The organism is Rhodococcus sp. T9N (genome assembly GCF_024436645.1).
GTDB lineage: Bacteria > Actinomycetota > Actinomycetes > Mycobacteriales > Mycobacteriaceae > Rhodococcus_F > Rhodococcus_F qingshengii.
Genome location: NZ_JAMSKS010000010.1, coordinates 55,417 through 72,191, shown reverse-complemented (window position 1 = coordinate 72,191; position 16,775 = coordinate 55,417). Strand labels below are relative to the sequence as shown.

Here is a 16,775-nt window from a genome sequence, read left to right as displayed (position 1 = left end):
ATCGGACCTGCCTTCGAAGCCCCCCACGCACTCTCGTTAAGCTCACGTCCATGACCACTGTCCAAGAGCCGAACGCGCCGGAGGCGGCGGCCGCACCCGATATCCACACGACCGCGGGAAAGCTCGCGGACCTGCGGAATCGCCAAGCCCAGGCGCAGGCACCGAGCGGCGAAGCCGCCATCGACAAGGTGCACGCCAAAGGCAAGCTGACCGCCCGCGAGCGCATCACCGCCCTCCTCGACGAGGGCTCCTTCGTCGAACTCGACGCACTGGCACGGCACCGAAGTGTGAACTTCGGTCTCGCTGACAACCGCCCGGTCGGCGACGGCGTCGTCACCGGTTACGGCACCATCGACGGCCGCGACGTCTGTGTCTTCTCACAGGACGCCACCGTTTTCGGCGGATCGCTCGGCGAAATCTACGGTGAGAAGATCGTCAAGGTCATGGACCTCGCGATCCGCACCGGACGGCCCCTCGTCGGCATCAACGAAGGTGCAGGCGCGCGCATTCAGGAAGGCGTCGTCTCGCTCGGCCTCTACGGCGAGATCTTCCACCGCAACGTCCAGGCCTCGGGTGTCATCCCCCAGATCTCACTGATCATGGGACCCGCCGCCGGCGGCCACGTCTACTCCCCCGCACTGACCGACTTCGTCGTGATGGTCGACGAGACTTCCCAGATGTTCGTCACCGGCCCCGACGTCATCAAGACAGTCACTGGTGAAGACGTCACGATGGAAGACCTCGGTGGTGCTCGCACCCACATGGTCAAGTCCGGAGTCGCCCACTACGTCGCTTCCGGCGAGCAGGACGCACTCGACTACGTCAAGGACCTGCTCAGCTACCTGCCGTCCAACAACCAGGCAGCGGCTCCCCGCGGCGAGATCACCGACCCCATCGTCGGTTCGATCGAAGACAGCCTGACCGCCGAGGACATCGAACTCGACACCCTCATCCCGGACTCGGCCAACCAGCCGTACGACATGCACGAGGTCATCCGTCGCATCCTCGACGACGACGAGTTCCTCGAGGTCCAGGCCGAGCGCGCGATGAACATCATCGTCGGTTTCGGTCGCGTCGACGGACGCTCGGTCGGCATCGTCGCCAACCAGCCCACCCAGTTCGCGGGCTGCCTCGACATCGACGCCTCGGAGAAGGCCGCTCGCTTCGTGCGTACCTGCGACGCGTTCAACGTCCCGATCATCACCCTCGTCGACGTTCCCGGTTTCCTCCCCGGAACCGAGCAGGAATACAACGGCATCATCCGTCGCGGCGCGAAGCTCCTCTACGCATACGGAGAAGCAACGGTCGGCAAAATCACGGTCATCACCCGCAAGGCTTACGGCGGAGCGTACGACGTCATGGGCTCCAAGCACATGGGCGCCGACGTGAACCTGGCATGGCCGACCGCTCAGATCGCCGTCATGGGTGCATCCGGAGCAGTCGGATTCGTCTACCGCAAGCAGCTTCTCGAAGCCGCGAAGAACGGCGAAGACGTCGATGCATTGCGCCTCAAGCTGCAGAACGAGTACGAGGACACCCTCGTCAACCCGTACGTCGCCGCTGAGCGCGGATACGTCGACGCTGTCATTCCTCCGTCGCACACCCGCGGACAAATCGTTTCCGCATTGCGACTGCTAGAGCGCAAGGCCGTTTCCCTTCCGCCCAAGAAGCATGGGAACATTCCCCTATGACCGCAACCACCGAGGACATTCTCAGCGAAGATGTCGCACTGGCGGAGACTGCACCGACCAACGGTGCGGTCGTCGAGGGAACCGCGACGGATGCTTCGCTCACGGAGCTGACCGAGACGTCGACCTCCGACGCGTCGGTCATCAAGATCGTCAAGGGTTCGCCCACGGACGTCGAGATCGCGGCACTGGTCAGCGTGCTTGCTGCGGCTGCCGGCAGCGGTCAAGCTCCCGAGTCGAACGTTCCCGCGGAGACCTGGGGCGATCCGACTCAGTTCCACCGCACGCGTGCGCCGTTCTCGCCGTACGCGTACCTGAACCCCGCGATCCGTCGCAGCTGACGATCACTCTGCTGACGTGACTCAACTGGTTCTAGCTTCAGCGTCCCCGGCTCGCCTCGCAGTTCTGCGGGCGGCCGGGGTTTCGCCGCTTGTGCGTGTCTCCGGCGTCGACGAGGACAAGATCGCCGACAACCTCGGACCCGACGCCGCCCCCGAAAAAGTCGTGACGGTGCTGGCGGAGGCCAAGGCCGCCGAAATCGTCCCCGGCCTCGCCGCCGACAATCTCACCGACGTAGTCGTCGTCGGGTGCGATTCGATGCTCCTGATCGACGGGCAACTTCAAGGCAAGCCGGGCAGCGTCGATATCGCCCGAAAGCGATGGGCCGCAATGGCCGGACGCAGCGCCACTCTCTTGACCGGGCACTGTGTCCTACGCGTCGCCGACGGCCGCATCGTCCGCATGGCCTCGGATCACAGCGCAACAGTCGTTCATTTCGCGCAACCGTCCACCGAGGATCTCGAGGCATACCTGGCAACGGGCGAGCCGCTCCAAGTTGCCGGAGCATTCACGCTCGACAGTCTCGGCGGCTGGTTCGTGGAGAGAATCGAGGGTGATCCCTCGAGTGTCATCGGTATCGGATTACCTTTGGTACGAACACTTCTCGAGCGTGTCGGGGTTTCCGTCTCGGATCTCTGGCGCACGCAGAGCATCTTCTGACGCGTTTTCTCCAGGCACGTTTTCTCTAAGCACCACTGACCAGCCCCGCATCGGGTCCATGCCGATGCGAAGCTGGTCGTTTTTGTTGTCACCGAAAAGGTTTGACCCTTCAGGTTTTGAAGGTGGTGTTGGCCGGCCGCGGGTGCTGCTGCGGGTCGATCGAGGGCGGCGGAATGAACAACGGCTTGTTGTCGACCCCGATCCGAATCTCCCACTTCCCGACGAACCCGGATTTCCGGTGCATCAACCGATGATGCGAACGGCACAGCAGGACCAGGTTGTTCATCACCGTCGGGCCACCGTTCGCCCAGTGCCGGATATGGTGCGCATCCGTCCACGCGGGCACACACGTGCAGCCGGGGAACGCGCAGCCTTTGTCTCGGGCGATCAACGCCACTCGCTGCTCCGCGGTGACCACCCGTTTCCCGGGTTTCGCATCCAACGGCGCGCCGTGATCGTCGAGCAGCACGGTGGACAGGAAACAATCACACCCGAGAAGCCTGGTCTGCGACACCGACAGCGGCCCCAGCCACGGCATGTGCCCGACATCGAGATCAGACGGAGACTCTTCACCATCGGAGGGTGCGGCGGCGCAGTCCCGATGCTCCGCCAAATCACGAGCATTGATGTGCACATTCACGTGTGGACGCTGACCACCATCGGTACCAGTCTTCGCGCAGTCCAGATAACGCCGGATCAGTTCCGTGAACCCATCCGCGGTCCGCTTCGCCGCCGACCGAGAATCCGGCGTCCCATCCGGTGCCGGGGTCGGCATCGTCAGATTCGACAACGCCGACAACAACATTTCACCGGTCAGGGCATCGAAATCACCACGCACCACCACCCGACCATTCAATGTCGACGCGATCCGCAACTCATTGAGATCGACATCCTCGGCGGGCGGAATCTCATCCGACTCGAACAACCGCTCCAACGTCGCGATCACGTTCCGCACCTTCGTCGTCGTCGCCTCCACACCCGACGCAGCCGCCAACAGTAGGTCGATACAACGAGGGAGCGCGGCGTCCGGCATCCCCTTCGGCGGTGACTCACAGAACGCCACGATCAACACGGCATGATCGAACGAGCAATCCCCGCAATCGAACCGAGCCGCCACCGCCGGAAACGGCCGCAAAGCTGCACCCAGCGCGGCGATCTTCTTCCCGTCCCGAACCTGCAGCATCGTGTTGGCCGCCAACCACGAACCGACCCCGCGGCTGGCGATCACCTGATCATCCGGGCGCATCGAGAGTTCGTCGACCACTGCCACCCGCACAGCCTCGAGACGAAGAATCTCCGCGCTCGCCGACACCGCAGCCGCACGTAACTCCGAAGCAGACAACCGCCACAACCGTCCGCGCAACCCCACCGCAGAACCCGACACCACATCCGACAACAAGACACTCATTGAACCCCCCGATCCCCTGGATACAGGGTACTCGAACACCCGTTCGAGTCAAGGGCAATTTTCAGACCGGCGAATTGACCCGCGGCAGAGCAGTCGACGCCAATCCGATACCGAGCGCAATTGCTGCGATGATCGCGAGCACACGGCGCTGCGCTTCGAGAAATGCTTCGCCGGCCGCCGCGCGAGTCGATGCGTACGCGGCATCAACTGCCACCTGAACGGATTGACCCCCGGCACCGGCGGAGCCGTCCCGGCGACATTCCGGCGCCACCTCCATCGGTGTTCCGGATGCCAATTGGCTTGTTGCGCAATCGACAAAGGCCTTTTCGGCGATGTCGATCAGGCCGGGACCAACGCCGGCAGCTTCAAGGTTCGCAACGTACTCTGGCCGCTCCCCCTGCACTGCTTGCGGAGCTTGCCCCGCGACGAGCGAGAAGAACACCACTCCGATCAAGGCCAGTCCGATGGAGCTGCCAACCTGCTGAACGGTAGGAAGCAGTCCCGACACCGAACCCGCGTGCGCGGGTTCGACCGTCGCAAGGATCGCGGTTTGCAGTGGTGCCACGAACAGTCCGAGACCTGCGCCACCGAGAAGCAGCGGACCGGCGAGCGCGAGCCAGCGTGGATCGGTTCCTTCGCGTTCGAGGATGATCGACAGCGCGATCAGCGAGCCGGCAAAGACGACCATCCCCAGGATCAGAACACGGTTTCCGAGCATCCGGTACACCGCCGATGAGAGAACCGCCGCCACGCCCATTCCGACGGCCCACGGCAGCGTCATGACGCCCGCTCGCAATGCGGAGAACCCGAAGCCGAACTGAAGGGTGAGACTGATGGTGAAGATCAAGGAAGTCAGGGTTCCGAAGAAAACGAACGCAAGAACCGCGCCGATTGTGAAGGCTCGGTCGCGGAAAAGCTCGAGACGAAGGACCGGATCGCCGCCTCGTTTCGCCAAACGCGATTCGTAGAGCACAAACGCCACTGCCACCGGCGCCGACATCGCGAGCATTACGACAAGACCTGTGGGCCATCCGCGCGCCCTTCCCTCGGCCAGGGGAAGGATCAGCAGGAACAGCGCCAGTGATGACAGTGCGGCGCCGATGAGGTCCAGTGAGCGCACATGCTCAGCGCGAGCATCGACGAGATGGAAATATCCGAGAATCAAGGCGGCGATGCCGATCGGGATGTTGACGAAGAAGATCAGGCGCCAGCCCCAGTCGAACAGATTCCACTCGATCAGCAGCCCACCGATCAGAGGCCCGCTGACCGTTGCGAGCCCGATGGTCGCACCGTAGATCCCGAAGACTCGCGGATGCCTGGCCTTCGGAAACAGGCCCGAGATGATGGCAAACGTCTGGGCGGACATCGAACCGGCCGCCAATCCTTGCAGACCCCGGAAGACGATCAACATCGTCGCGCTCTGCGCGAGCCCGCACAGCAACGAGGCAACCACGAATACGGACAGGGCGGTCAGAAAAACAACTCTACGGCCGAACAGGTCCCCCAGCCGCGCTGCAGTGATCAACGAACACGCGAAAGCCAGGATGTACACGCTGACCATGAGCAACTGCGCCGATACGCCTGCTTGAAGATCGACGGCGATACTCGGAAGCGCGACGTTGACGATGGTCGCGTCGAGCAATTGCATGAATGCCGCCGCCAGACTCGTCGCCAACCCGAGCCAGGGCGTCAGAGAACCAGCTCGCCGCCCGCCCTTGTGGTCGGCGCCGACAGCGTCACCTAAAGGGTCCGGAAGCACCGAATGATCCTAATCGAACACAACGCTTCTAGAACCTGTTCTTGTTTAGATTGTAGTATTTCGGACAATTCAGTCCCCCAGATGGGATAGTTCGTCGTCTGCCCATTTTCAGAGCAGGCTTCTCGACGACACACGCAGGAGTTCTACTCGATGGATCTGAACTTGATCACCCATTGGCACCCGCTTCCTGGGCGGGTAATCGAATGGGGCGTCACGCATGCTTCCGCTCAACGAGCCGCCGAAGCCGAGATCGACCGAGAACTACCCCCGACCACGATGCAGGATCGCCACCTGCGACGCGCCCGCGTCACCGCGGAGAAGGGCGATCCGCAGTCTCCGTGGATCGGTATCGCCTTCGATTTTGCAGGAACACTGGACCGCGACGCCATGACGCGAGCCCTTCAGCGCTACATCCGTCGCCACGACACGCTGCACAGCTGGTTCTCGTTCGACGAAGCAACCACCGACGCTGCGGACACCTCGTTCGAGGTCCGTCGACACGTGGTGCCGGTCGAAAGCATCGAACTCGAGTACCGCGTGGGCGACGACGTCTCCGAATCCGAGGCGATCCGCGCGCTCGTCGCGACCAAGTTCGCCACCGAAACCAGCGCGCTGCAGTGGCCGGCCTTCGTGTTCGGTGCCGTCGAGCACCACCATGCCGACCTCGAAGCCGATCCGAGCTTCACCCTGTTCCATGCGGTCGACCACGCCCATTCGGACATGAACTCGATGGTGTTGATGTACGCGGAATTGCGTCAGCTCTACGCAGCGGAAACGACCGGGTCACATCCCGAACTGGGCCCCGCGGGAAGTTACGCACAGTTCGGTCGCGTCGAACGCGAGCGAACAACCGAACTGACGATGCAGTCACCCGAAGTGCACCAGTGGCTCGGTTACCTCATGCGCAGCGGCGGCTCGTTCCCCGGATTTCCGCTCCCGCTCGGGGCCGAAGACGCGCCCAAACCGGCAATCGGTTCACGCTTCGACCTGGCCGATGACATCGAGTGCGAGAAGTTCGGTGCGGTCTGTAAAGCCAACGGCGCCAACTTCATCGGTGGAATATTCACCGCGCTCGCGATTGCGGAATTCGAACTGGCCGGGCGCGACAAGTACATCGCCCTCTCGCCGGTCAGCACACGAACCGAGGCCGACTCGTTTGCACAGGGCTGGTACATCAACCTGATCCCGGTCGGCATCGACGTCGACGACAAGCGACGCTTCACCGAGTTGGCAAAGCTCGGGCAGCAGGGGTACCACGACGGCAAGGCACTCCTCGATGTCTCCGTGCAGCAGGTCATCGATCTGGTTCTGTCGAGCTTGGCCGAGTCGGATTCCGCACCCGGCGGACTGTCGAAGACGCTCACCCCGCCGCCGATCGTCTCGTACATCGACGGCCGACGCATGCCGGATCCATACAGTTACGCCGAGACGAAGGCAACGGGAATCGTCGGCGGCAAAGAGACTCAGATCGCGTCGATGTGGATCAACCGGATGCACACCGGAACCTGGATCGCCGTGTCTCACCCCGACACCCCCATTGCCCACGAATCGGCCACCCGCTTCGCCGAGCATGTCTCGAAGATCATCAAAACTGTTGCAGCTCAAGGCGACTACTCGTTCGTGGCACCAGAGGGAGTGGCCTGATGCATGTCACCTCGATCGATCGATACGGACTCGACCCCGGAATCGTCACCGAATGGTCGCTTCAGCCCGCGGACGGCGCCGTCACCGAGTCGGAAGTACCACCGTCGTACAACCAGCATTTTCACCTCGAGACTGCGCGAACACACGGCATGGGCCGGAGTGTGTGGATGGCAGCCGCATTCGACCTTCCCGGAGAACTGAATCGGCCTGCACTCGATCTCGCGCTGCGCCTGTTCATCAGTCGCCATGACACTCTGCACACAGGATTCGAGGTGGGCGAGTTCACCACCACCCGAATGGGACTCGATCCAGACGGCACACACATCGAGACTTCGGAACCTCTGAAATTCGATTCGACCGAAGACCTCCGAGCGCATCTCAAGAAGCGATTCACGACGGTATGCGATCCACTGACCTTCCCTGCATACACGTTTGCCACGGTCGAACGCGAAGAGCATTACACGGTCCTGAGCGCGTTCGATCACACACTCGTCGACGGCTACTCGTTGGTCATTGCTCTCGGGGAACTGCGACAGATCTACGAGGGACTGATCGCCCTACCCGATCTGACCGACCACGAGGCCGTCGACGCAGTGATGAGCCGACTGGGTGACCCGGGAAGTTTCGTGCGGTACTGCGAACTGGAGGCAGACGCTCTGCTTCCCGTCGACAACGACCCTCGAATCCGAGAGTGGGCAAGGTTCTACGAGATCTGCGGTGGCACATCACCGAGTTTCCCCTTGGATCTCGGCGTCGAGGGCGGAAAGCCCGCGCCGCAGGGCGCCGATGTGCGCGTGCTGCTCGACGAGGAGTTGACGGCGACGTTCGACGAGATCTGCCTATCCGCCGGCGGTAGCGTGTTCACCGGAATCCTCACTGCGATGGGACTTTCCGTCCACTCGTACACCGGGCAGTCGACGCTTCCGCTGCAATTTCCGCTTCACATTCGCAAAGATCCGCGGTGGGCCGACGCGATCGGCTGGCTCACCACCAGCGCGCCGATCACGGTCCAGATCACTCCCGACGCGGATTTCGGTGCATCCCTTGCACATACGCACGCGTCGTTCCGAGTTGCGTTGACGCTCGAGGGCGTCACCATGGCCCAGGTTCGAGATGCTTTGGGCGACAAGATTCGACGCACACGCACCGACGTCTTCATGGTGTCGTACATCGATTACCGCAAACTACCCGGCACAGACGATCATGATCTCCTCAACGCCCATCACATCAGCAATGTGACGGTCGCCGACGATGCCCAGTTCTGGATTTCGCGAACGAACCGTGGTCTCTCGCTGCGTTCACGCTTTCCCGATACCGAGACGGCAAACGAAACCATGGTGAATTTCCTCACCGAACTCGACCGGATTCTGAGAGAAGTCTGCGCCCGGGGCGTGACGCCGATCGGAAGTGTCACCGAACAATTGAGAGATTCGAGCGTCGGAGCAGGAACACCGAGGATTTAGGGTCGGCAACGGGCACGAGCAGGCAGAACCTGCTTCCGGGCGTCTCACCTTGCGCACAGCGCATAGAATCGATCAAGTCCGTGTTCGAACCGAACGATTCGTCTTCAGGAGTACGCCCGTGCCCGTTGCCCCCGATCCCTCAACCGCGTTTGCCGAGTTCGCGCATCCCGACCGGTTGGTCTCGACGGAATGGCTCTCGGCGAATCTCGGTGCGCCGGGCCTCAAGGTTGTCGAATCCGACGAAGACGTGTTGTTGTACGACGTCGGCCACATCCCCGGAGCCGTGAAGATCGACTGGCATCTCGACCTCAACGATCCGGTCACCCGCGACTACATCGACGGTGCGAAGTTCGCAGAGTTGATGAACCGCAAGGGCATCGGCCGCGACGACACCGTGGTCATCTACGGCGACAAGAGCAACTGGTGGGCGGCCTACGCACTGTGGGTCTTCACTCTTTTCGGCCACGAGGACGTCCGTCTTCTCGACGGTGGCCGCGATGCGTGGATCGCCGAGAACCGCGACACCGCTTTCGACGTTCCCGACATCACGTCGACCGATTACCCGGTCGTCGAGCGCAACGACGCTCCCATCCGCGCATTCAAGGACGACGTTCTCGCGCACTTGGGCGACGGGCCGCTCATCGACGTGCGATCTCCGCAGGAGTACACCGGCGAGCGCACCCACATGCCCGACTACCCCGAAGAGGGTGCGTTGCGTGGTGGACACATTCCCAGCGCGCTCAGCATCCCGTGGGCGAAGGCAGCGGCACCGGACAGCCGCTTCCGCACCCGTACCGAACTCGGCGAGATCTACGGCGACCTGTCGGCCGACGACAACATCGTCGCGTACTGCCGCATCGGTGAGCGTTCCAGTCACACCTGGTTCGTGTTGACTCATCTTCTCGGCTACCCGAACGTTCGTAACTACGACGGTTCGTGGACCGAGTGGGGCAATGCCGTGCGCGTCCCGATCGTCCAGGGCGAAGAGCCCGGCGCCGTTCCGTCCTCTGTATCGGCGTCATGAGCGCTCTTCCTTCGGCTCTGGCCGAGATCGTCGACGACTTCGCGGCCGTCGGCGCCTCGGACAAGCTCACCCTTCTTCTCGAGTTCAGCCGAGAGCTGCCGCCGTTGCCGGCGGAGCTCGAGCAGAGCGCGATGGAGCCGGTCCCCGAATGTCAGTCGCCGCTCTTCCTCTCGGTCGACGATTCGGATCGCGACAACGTCCGTCTGTACTTCAGCGCTCCCCCCGAGGCTCCCACGACGCGTGGTTTCGCATCGATCCTCGCGCAGGGGCTCGACGGCCACAGCGCCGACGAGATCCTCGGTGTACCCGACGACTTCTATTCGGCGCTCGGTCTCGCAGAAGCCGTGAGCCCGCTCCGTCTGCGCGGAATGTCGGCCATGCTCGCGCGCATCAAGCGGCACTTGCGGGGCTGAAAACATGGAGTTCACCGAACTGGCCGACTATGCGATTCCGGCCGGCGCACTCGTCGAATGGTTGCCGTGCGCAACCGGGCCCTGGGTTCCGGATCCGCGGCCCGTCTCCTACATTCACGAGGCACATCTCAACCGTTCCGCTGCAGGCGCAGGCGACAAGTCTTGGCTGGGAACAGCTTTCGAGATTTCCGGCCCGCTCGACGTCGATGCGTTCCGAGTCGCTCTCGGCCGGTGGATCGACCGTCACGAAGTTCTGCGCTCGCATACCGTCCTCGAACCCTCGAGCGGCGAGATCACCCGGCACACGGTCCCGCTCGGCGGAATCGACATCGGGGTCGTCAGCCACGGCTACGACGCGTCCAGCCAGGACAACTTCGACCACCTTCACCGCCTGTTCGACGATTACGCGTCCCCGCACAGTTGGCCGTCGTACGTCTTCGCGACGTTGACGCCCCGCGGTGGCGACGGTCCGTTCACCGTGTTCTTCGCGGCGGACCACTCGATCATCGACGGGTTCTCGATCGTGCTGGTCGCTCACGAGATCGCAGCTCTGTACCGCGAGGCCTCGACCGGTAGTGCTGCAAATCTGTTTCCGGTGGGCAGCTACGTCGATTTCGGTGCCGTCGAACGCGAGCAGATGGCCGACATGGAAGCCGAGAAGGCTGCGGTCGAGATCTGGCGAAAGGCTCTCGGCACGGACGGTCTACCCCAGTTCCCGCTACCGATCGGTGACCGTGGAACCGATTCTCAGAACGGCCTGTCGACCTGGCTGCTCGACGCCGACCAGTCCAAGGCCTTCAGTTCGACGTGTGCAGCCACCGGCGTGGGGTACTTCGCCGGACTTCTCGGCGGACTTGCCGCTGTAGGTCGCGAAGTCGCGGGATCCGATCGATTCGAGGTCGTGACGCCAGTTCACACCCGCAGCGCTCAGGAGTGGGCGGGCGCGCTCGGCTGGTTCGTCGGACTGTGCCCGGTCGAGTTCGCCGTTGGATCGGACTGTTCGTTCGGCGACCTCGCGACACGCGCCGCCGAATCCATCGCTTCGGTCAAGCCTGCCGCAGCTGTCCCGTTCGATCGGATCGGTGAGCACCTCGAAACCCCGATCCGACCGCGATTCGTCGTGTCCTACATGGACGTTCGCTTCGTGCCCGAAGCCGCACAATGGCCCGAATGGAACGCCAGAGCACTTCGAAGCAAGGCATATACGCACGACGTCTACATCTGGATCAACCGCACACCCCAGGGACTCAACCTCGCGGTCAGGTACCCAGGCAACGAGACGGCGAACGCCGCGGTTCACGCCTACGTGGCCGCACTGCGCCGGACCATCGAAGAAATCGTCACCGAACCGGACGCCGCCACCTCCGACAGCTACTCATCGGTAGTTTTCGAAACCGTTTCCTAAGCCGGAGTGGGCTTTAGCGATCCGGTTACAACCAGCGCCGAAGCGATGCATACACTCCGAAGTGATGCCAATCCCCCGATGGTGAAATCCCAGAGGAATACACCGCGGAGACAGACTATGCGAACCACAGGAGGCTCAGTGCCCAGTCATGCCAGCGCGCACATTACGAAGGTGCTTGTCGCGAACCGCGGTGAAATCGCGGTACGGGTCATCCGGGCGGCCAAGGATGCCGGCTACGGCAGCGTTGCCGTTTACGCCGAGCCCGATGCAGACGCGCAGTTCGTGAAGCTCGCAGACGAGGCATTTGCCCTCGGTGGACAGACGTCCGCCGAGTCCTACCTCGTGTTCGACAAGATCCTCGACGCAGCCAAGAAGTCCGGCGCCGACGCCATCCACCCCGGCTACGGTTTCCTCTCCGAGAACGCCGACTTCGCCCAGGCCGTCATCGACGCGAACCTCATCTGGATCGGTCCGTCACCGCAGTCCATCCGCGACCTCGGCGACAAGGTCACGGCACGCCATATCGCAGAACGCGCGAAGGCGCCGATGGCAGCAGGCACCAAGGATCCCGTCAAGGGCGCCGACGAGGTCGTCGCATTCGCCAAGGAATACGGCGTCCCGGTTGCGATCAAGGCTGCCTTCGGTGGCGGTGGACGCGGCATGAAGGTCGCCCAGACCATCGAGGAAATCCCCGAGCTGTTCGAGTCGGCCACCCGTGAGGCCATCGCAGCCTTCGGTCGCGGCGAGTGCTTCGTCGAGCAGTACCTGGACAAGGCCCGCCACGTCGAGGCTCAGGTCATCGCCGACCAGCACGGCAACGTCGTCGTCGCCGGTACCCGCGACTGCTCGCTGCAGCGTCGCTTCCAGAAGCTCGTCGAAGAGGCTCCCGCTCCCTTCCTGACGGACGACCAGCGCGCACGCATCCACGCATCCGCCAAGGCCATCTGCAAGGAAGCCGGCTACTACGGCGCCGGAACGGTCGAGTACCTGGTTCAGGGCGACACCATCTCCTTCCTCGAGGTCAACACCCGCCTGCAGGTCGAGCACCCCGTCACGGAAGAGACCGCGGGCATCGACCTCGTGCGTCAGCAGTTCCTCATCGCCAACGGCGAAGAACTCTCCATCAAGGAAGATCCCACCCCGCGTGGACACTCCTTCGAGTTCCGCATCAACGGCGAAGACGCCGGCCGCGGCTTCATGCCTGCCCCCGGCCCGGTCTCCGTCTACCGTGAGCCCACGGGCCCCGGCGTTCGCGTCGATTCCGGTGTCGTTGCCGGCGACGTCATCGGCGGACAATTCGACTCCATGCTCGCCAAGCTCATCGTCACCGGCGCCACCCGCGAAGAAGCCCTCCAGCGGGCATCGCGCGCTCTGGCCGAGTTCGAGATCGACGGCCTCGCGACCGTTCTCCCGTTCCACCGCCACATCGTCGAGAACCCGGCGTTCATCGGTGACGGCGAGAAGTTCGACATCTACACCAAGTGGATCGAAACCGACTGGGTCAACCCCATCGAGCCGTACGCAGGCGCCGGTGCTCCCGTAGACGACGAGGACGAGGCTCTGCCGCGTCAGAACGTCGTCGTCGAGGTCGGTGGACGTCGCGTCGAGGTTTCCCTCCCGGGCCAGTTCTCGCTCGGCAACGGCGGCGGCGCTGCCTCCGGTGCGATCCGCAAGAAGCCGAAGGCGCGCAAGCGCGGCGGCGCCGGCGGAGGTGCAGCATCGGGTGACGCTGTCACGGCTCCGATGCAGGGCACCGTCGTCAAGGTTGCAGTGACCGAAGGCCAGGAAGTCGCAGAAGGCGATCTGATCGCCGTTCTCGAAGCCATGAAGATGGAAAACCCCGTCAACGCGCACAAGGCCGGTGTCGTCACCGGACTGTCCGTCGAGCCGGGTGCAGCAATCACGCAGGGAACGGTTCTCGCAGAACTGAAGTAGGGCCTCCGGCCCCGTGCGCCTTTCCGGTAGTCCCCACTACCGGAAAGGCGCACAGTCGTTTGAGTAGGCTGTAACGATGGCTGACGTCCCCGACATTCGCATCGGCACTGCAGAACGCGAGCAGGCACTCGATCTCCTGAGCGAGCACTTCGCCGCAGGCCGCCTCACCGTCACCGAGTTCGACGAGAGAAGCGGAATCGTCAGTGCCGCAACAACTCGCAGTGAACTCGTTCCGGTGTTCGCCGATCTTCCGGGCAACTACCAAGCCCCCGGCACCGCTCCACTGTCGATGGTGACGCCTCCCGACGCGCCGGCGGAGCGAGGCTTCAACCCCGACTGGTCCGGTCGCGTCATGGCCGTCGTCCCGATTCTCGCGGTGATCCTGTTCTTCGTCACCGGCACCTGGTTGTGGTTCCTCGCGATTCCCCTGGCCGGTGCACTGCTGTTCGGTACCGACCGGGAACGCAAAGCCAAGCGCCGCCGCGAGCGGGACTCCGACTGATGGAGCCGATCGAGATCAACGCAGGCGGCTGGTATCTACGCGCACTACGCGCAGACGAGCGTGTGGACGACCGCCCCGCCCTTGCCGATGGTGGTATCACCGACCCCGATTACGTGAGTCAGCGAAGCGCTCAGTGGCACGAAAACAGCGTCTACTCCTGGGCAGTGTGCCAACCCAACACCGGTGAGCTTCTCGCCGAGGTCGTTCTGACGCCTCTCGACTCCACCGCCCTGCTCACCGGCTGGGCCCGCGACGGGCACACCGAGGCGCTCACGACGGCCGCCGACGCCGTCACCAGATTCGCCGAAGGTGCACTCGGACTCGTCGTCGTCGAGGGGCAGACGAATTGAAGAACAACCGATACTGGCCGTTGGCGATCGCCGTGGTCATTGCCCTGATCATGCTCTTCTCCCCGGGTTCCACCGTGCCCTCGAGCCCGGAGAACACCGACAAGATCACTCACACGCTGATGTTCGCGGTATTGGCGATCACCTCGTTGCACGCGCGGATCCCGGTGTGGCTCACGGCTGTGTGGTTGTTGATCTTTGCCGCGACGTCCGAGGTTCTTCAAGCAGCGCTGCCCATTTCGCGTTCCGGTTCGATCTGGGACGGCAGCGCCGACCTGCTCGGCATCGCCATCGGGATCGGTATCGTCAGCCTCGTGACGAGGCGACGAACTTCCCGCCGAGACGAGCCGAGCAGGTCCTGATCAGCTGAGCAGGTTGCTTCGCAATTGGTCCTGGGTCGACGCGTCGATCTTCAAGCCGTCGGTGAAGTAGGCCTCGATGGATCCGTGTACCTGCGCGAGCTCTGCCATCGACGCCTCCAGGTACTCGCGCCTGACACCGAGGACACCCTCGAGCAGGGTCGGGTCGATCCCCTTGGCCTCGAATCGCTCGAGGAGCGGCGCGAACATCGGCAACAAAATCTTGTTGGTTTCGAGGTAGTCCGCGAAGACCGCGTCCTCGGAGGCACCCAGGAACAGCAGTAACGCGGCCGCTGCCCAACCCGTGCGATCCTTGCCCGTGGTGCAGTGAATGAGTGCCGGCGAGCTGGGCGGCTGCGCCAAGTCGACGAACAGTTGCCGGTACGACGCGACCGCACTCGGCAAGGTCACGAAATCGCGGTAACTTCCCTGAAAGTACTCGAGCGCCTGGCCGCTGCCCAACGCTTCGGCAGCAAACGCCGGGTCGGCGATCATCTGCTGCATCTGAGCCGGAATGGCGCGATACTGCTTGTCCGCCAATACGTCCAGGCCGATTTCTCGGATACCGTCCGGCGTCAGATCCGGTGCCGTCTCGCGTTCGGATTCGGTGCGCAGATCGTAGATCGTGACGATGCCCAGATCGGCGAGGGTCTGTGCGCCGTCCGCACTGAGCGATGCCAGATCGGTGGAACGAAACACGCTCCCGGTGCGGACGGTGCCACCGAAGCTCGATTCGGGGCCACCGATGTCTCGGAGGTTCGCCAGGGACGGTACGACGGAAGACAGCTTCGGAGTATCGGTCATACCTGAGAATGTATCGGTCGCCGAGAAACCGTGATCGGGGAAGAGCAGCCGGAGAAATAAGATCGAGACACATCATCTCCCGTAATTGCTGCGCTACAGATCCGTAACATGCTCAAGTAATCCTGTGGACATGCCTACAACGAATTCCAGTGGTCTCGGAGCCTTCGATGCGCTCGGTGACCACCAGGCAGTCGCGGCGCTGCTCGAGTGTTGCCATTCCGCCGTGTGGGCACAGGAAATCGCCTCGTCTCGCCCGTTCGCCGATCTGGAAGCTCTGTTCGACAAAGCAGATGCGGTGCTGGCCGAGCTTCCCGAGTCCGAGATCGACGACGCTCTCTCCGGCCACCCACGAATCGGTGAGCGAAGCGAGAGCGCGTCCTCTACCCGTGAACAGTCGGGAGTCTCGTCGGCGACAGAAGACGTACTCGCGGAACTTCGACGGAAGAACGCCGAGTACGAAGAGACATTCGGCCATGTTTACCTGGTCTGCGCGTCGGGGAAATCTGGAACGGAGCTCCTCGACATCCTTCGAGGTCGTCTCCGAAACGACCCGGCGACCGAGCGTTCCGTGCTTCGAACCGAATTGGCCGCCATCAATCGGATCAGACTCGCCCGTCTGATCGATGCACTCGCCGGAGGCACAGCATGAGCAAGACCCTCAGCACGCACGTTCTCGACGCGACGACGGGCAACCCCGCGGCGGGGATTCGCGTCGAACTTCGTGATCGAGACGGCGCCTCCGTCACCACTGCGGAGACCGACTCCGACGGCCGCATCCCCGAACTTGCTCCCAGCGGCCTGACCGCCGGTCACTACACCCTGACTTTCGACACCGGAACGTATTTCGAGACCAACGGACAAGAAAACTTCTACCCGGAAGTGACAGTGACCTTCCGGGTGGACGACACGGCACGGGGCTATCACGTCCCACTGTTGCTGTCGCCCTTTGCTTATTCCACCTATCGCGGGAGCTGAACACGTGACTACCGAAAACATCACGACCGGCAACATCACAACCGGCAGTA

General features: G+C 63.1%; 17 protein-coding genes. 14 read left to right on the top strand and 3 right to left on the bottom strand.

Annotated elements, in window-relative coordinates:
* The first annotated feature begins 50 nt into the window (after window positions 1-50).
* From M1L53_RS17525 to M1L53_RS17515, 3 genes are read left to right on the top strand one after another with little or no spacing between them, the layout of a single operon-like run.
* Entirely contained in the window at window positions 51-1,691 is a 1,641-nt protein-coding gene (locus tag M1L53_RS17525; protein WP_003940853.1) for an acyl-CoA carboxylase subunit beta, read from the top strand.
* The gene (locus tag M1L53_RS17520) at window positions 1,688-2,029 is read left to right on the top strand and encodes an acyl-CoA carboxylase subunit epsilon (protein WP_007731147.1); all 342 of its coding nucleotides are present in this window, start codon (window positions 1,688-1,690) and stop codon (window positions 2,027-2,029) included. Before M1L53_RS17525 ends, M1L53_RS17520 begins: the two co-directional genes overlap by 4 nt.
* A gap of 16 nt (window positions 2,030-2,045) precedes the next feature.
* Window positions 2,046-2,687, top strand: coding sequence for a nucleoside triphosphate pyrophosphatase (locus M1L53_RS17515; RefSeq protein ID WP_007731146.1), 642 nt, complete (start codon window positions 2,046-2,048; stop codon window positions 2,685-2,687).
* A gap of 109 nt (window positions 2,688-2,796) precedes the next feature.
* On the opposite strand, the gene M1L53_RS17510 is transcribed toward M1L53_RS17515, so the two are convergent.
* Both M1L53_RS17510 and M1L53_RS17505 read right to left on the bottom strand, forming a co-directional pair.
* On the bottom strand, window positions 2,797-4,095 hold the full coding sequence (locus M1L53_RS17510) for an HNH endonuclease signature motif containing protein (protein WP_142006190.1): 1,299 nt from the start codon (window positions 4,093-4,095) through the stop codon (window positions 2,797-2,799).
* Window positions 4,096-4,156: 61 nt separating this feature from the next.
* The gene (locus M1L53_RS17505; RefSeq protein WP_042922151.1) at window positions 4,157-5,854 is read right to left on the bottom strand and encodes an MFS transporter; all 1,698 of its coding nucleotides are present in this window, start codon (window positions 5,852-5,854) and stop codon (window positions 4,157-4,159) included.
* Between the two features lie 150 nt (window positions 5,855-6,004).
* On the opposite strand from M1L53_RS17505, the gene M1L53_RS17500 reads away from it, so the two are divergent.
* From M1L53_RS17500 to M1L53_RS17460, 9 genes are all read left to right on the top strand, one after another.
* Window positions 6,005-7,498, top strand: coding sequence for a condensation domain-containing protein (locus tag M1L53_RS17500; RefSeq protein WP_054188168.1), 1,494 nt, complete (start codon window positions 6,005-6,007; stop codon window positions 7,496-7,498).
* Window positions 7,498-8,961, top strand: coding sequence for a condensation domain-containing protein (locus tag M1L53_RS17495; RefSeq protein ID WP_042449587.1), 1,464 nt, complete (start codon window positions 7,498-7,500; stop codon window positions 8,959-8,961). The genes M1L53_RS17500 and M1L53_RS17495 overlap by 1 nt, the downstream gene beginning before the upstream one ends.
* A 118-nt stretch (window positions 8,962-9,079) precedes the next feature.
* Window positions 9,080-9,985, top strand: coding sequence for a sulfurtransferase (locus M1L53_RS17490; protein WP_003940962.1), 906 nt, complete (start codon window positions 9,080-9,082; stop codon window positions 9,983-9,985).
* The gene (locus M1L53_RS17485; protein WP_003940804.1) at window positions 9,982-10,398 is read left to right on the top strand and encodes a SufE family protein; all 417 of its coding nucleotides are present in this window, start codon (window positions 9,982-9,984) and stop codon (window positions 10,396-10,398) included. The genes M1L53_RS17490 and M1L53_RS17485 overlap by 4 nt, the downstream gene beginning before the upstream one ends.
* A gap of 4 nt (window positions 10,399-10,402) precedes the next feature.
* Window positions 10,403-11,803, top strand: a complete 1,401-nt coding sequence (locus M1L53_RS17480) for a condensation domain-containing protein (protein WP_003940858.1) — start codon at window positions 10,403-10,405, stop codon at window positions 11,801-11,803.
* Window positions 11,804-11,941: 138 nt separating this feature from the next.
* The gene (locus tag M1L53_RS17475) at window positions 11,942-13,738 is read left to right on the top strand and encodes an acetyl/propionyl/methylcrotonyl-CoA carboxylase subunit alpha (RefSeq protein ID WP_030535031.1); all 1,797 of its coding nucleotides are present in this window, start codon (window positions 11,942-11,944) and stop codon (window positions 13,736-13,738) included.
* A 76-nt stretch (window positions 13,739-13,814) separates the two neighbouring features.
* The gene (locus M1L53_RS17470) at window positions 13,815-14,240 is read left to right on the top strand and encodes a DUF1707 domain-containing protein (RefSeq protein WP_003940708.1); all 426 of its coding nucleotides are present in this window, start codon (window positions 13,815-13,817) and stop codon (window positions 14,238-14,240) included.
* Entirely contained in the window at window positions 14,240-14,590 is a 351-nt protein-coding gene (locus tag M1L53_RS17465; protein ID WP_003940792.1) for a hypothetical protein, read from the top strand. Before M1L53_RS17470 ends, M1L53_RS17465 begins: the two co-directional genes overlap by 1 nt.
* The gene (locus M1L53_RS17460) at window positions 14,587-14,949 is read left to right on the top strand and encodes a VanZ family protein (RefSeq protein WP_042922147.1); all 363 of its coding nucleotides are present in this window, start codon (window positions 14,587-14,589) and stop codon (window positions 14,947-14,949) included. Before M1L53_RS17465 ends, M1L53_RS17460 begins: the two co-directional genes overlap by 4 nt.
* On the opposite strand, the gene M1L53_RS17455 is transcribed toward M1L53_RS17460, so the two are convergent.
* Window positions 14,950-15,750 (bottom strand): tyrosine-protein phosphatase, encoded by an 801-nt coding sequence (locus tag M1L53_RS17455; RefSeq protein ID WP_007727222.1) that lies wholly within the window; start codon window positions 15,748-15,750, stop codon window positions 14,950-14,952.
* A 130-nt stretch (window positions 15,751-15,880) separates the two neighbouring features.
* Between M1L53_RS17455 and uraD the strand changes: the two genes are divergently transcribed.
* Window positions 15,881-16,399 (top strand): 2-oxo-4-hydroxy-4-carboxy-5-ureidoimidazoline decarboxylase, encoded by a 519-nt coding sequence (gene uraD, locus M1L53_RS17450; RefSeq protein ID WP_042922194.1) that lies wholly within the window; start codon window positions 15,881-15,883, stop codon window positions 16,397-16,399.
* Entirely contained in the window at window positions 16,396-16,725 is a 330-nt protein-coding gene (uraH, locus tag M1L53_RS17445) for a hydroxyisourate hydrolase (RefSeq protein WP_003940720.1), read from the top strand. Before uraD ends, uraH begins: the two co-directional genes overlap by 4 nt.
* The last annotated feature ends 50 nt before the right edge of the window (window positions 16,726-16,775 follow it).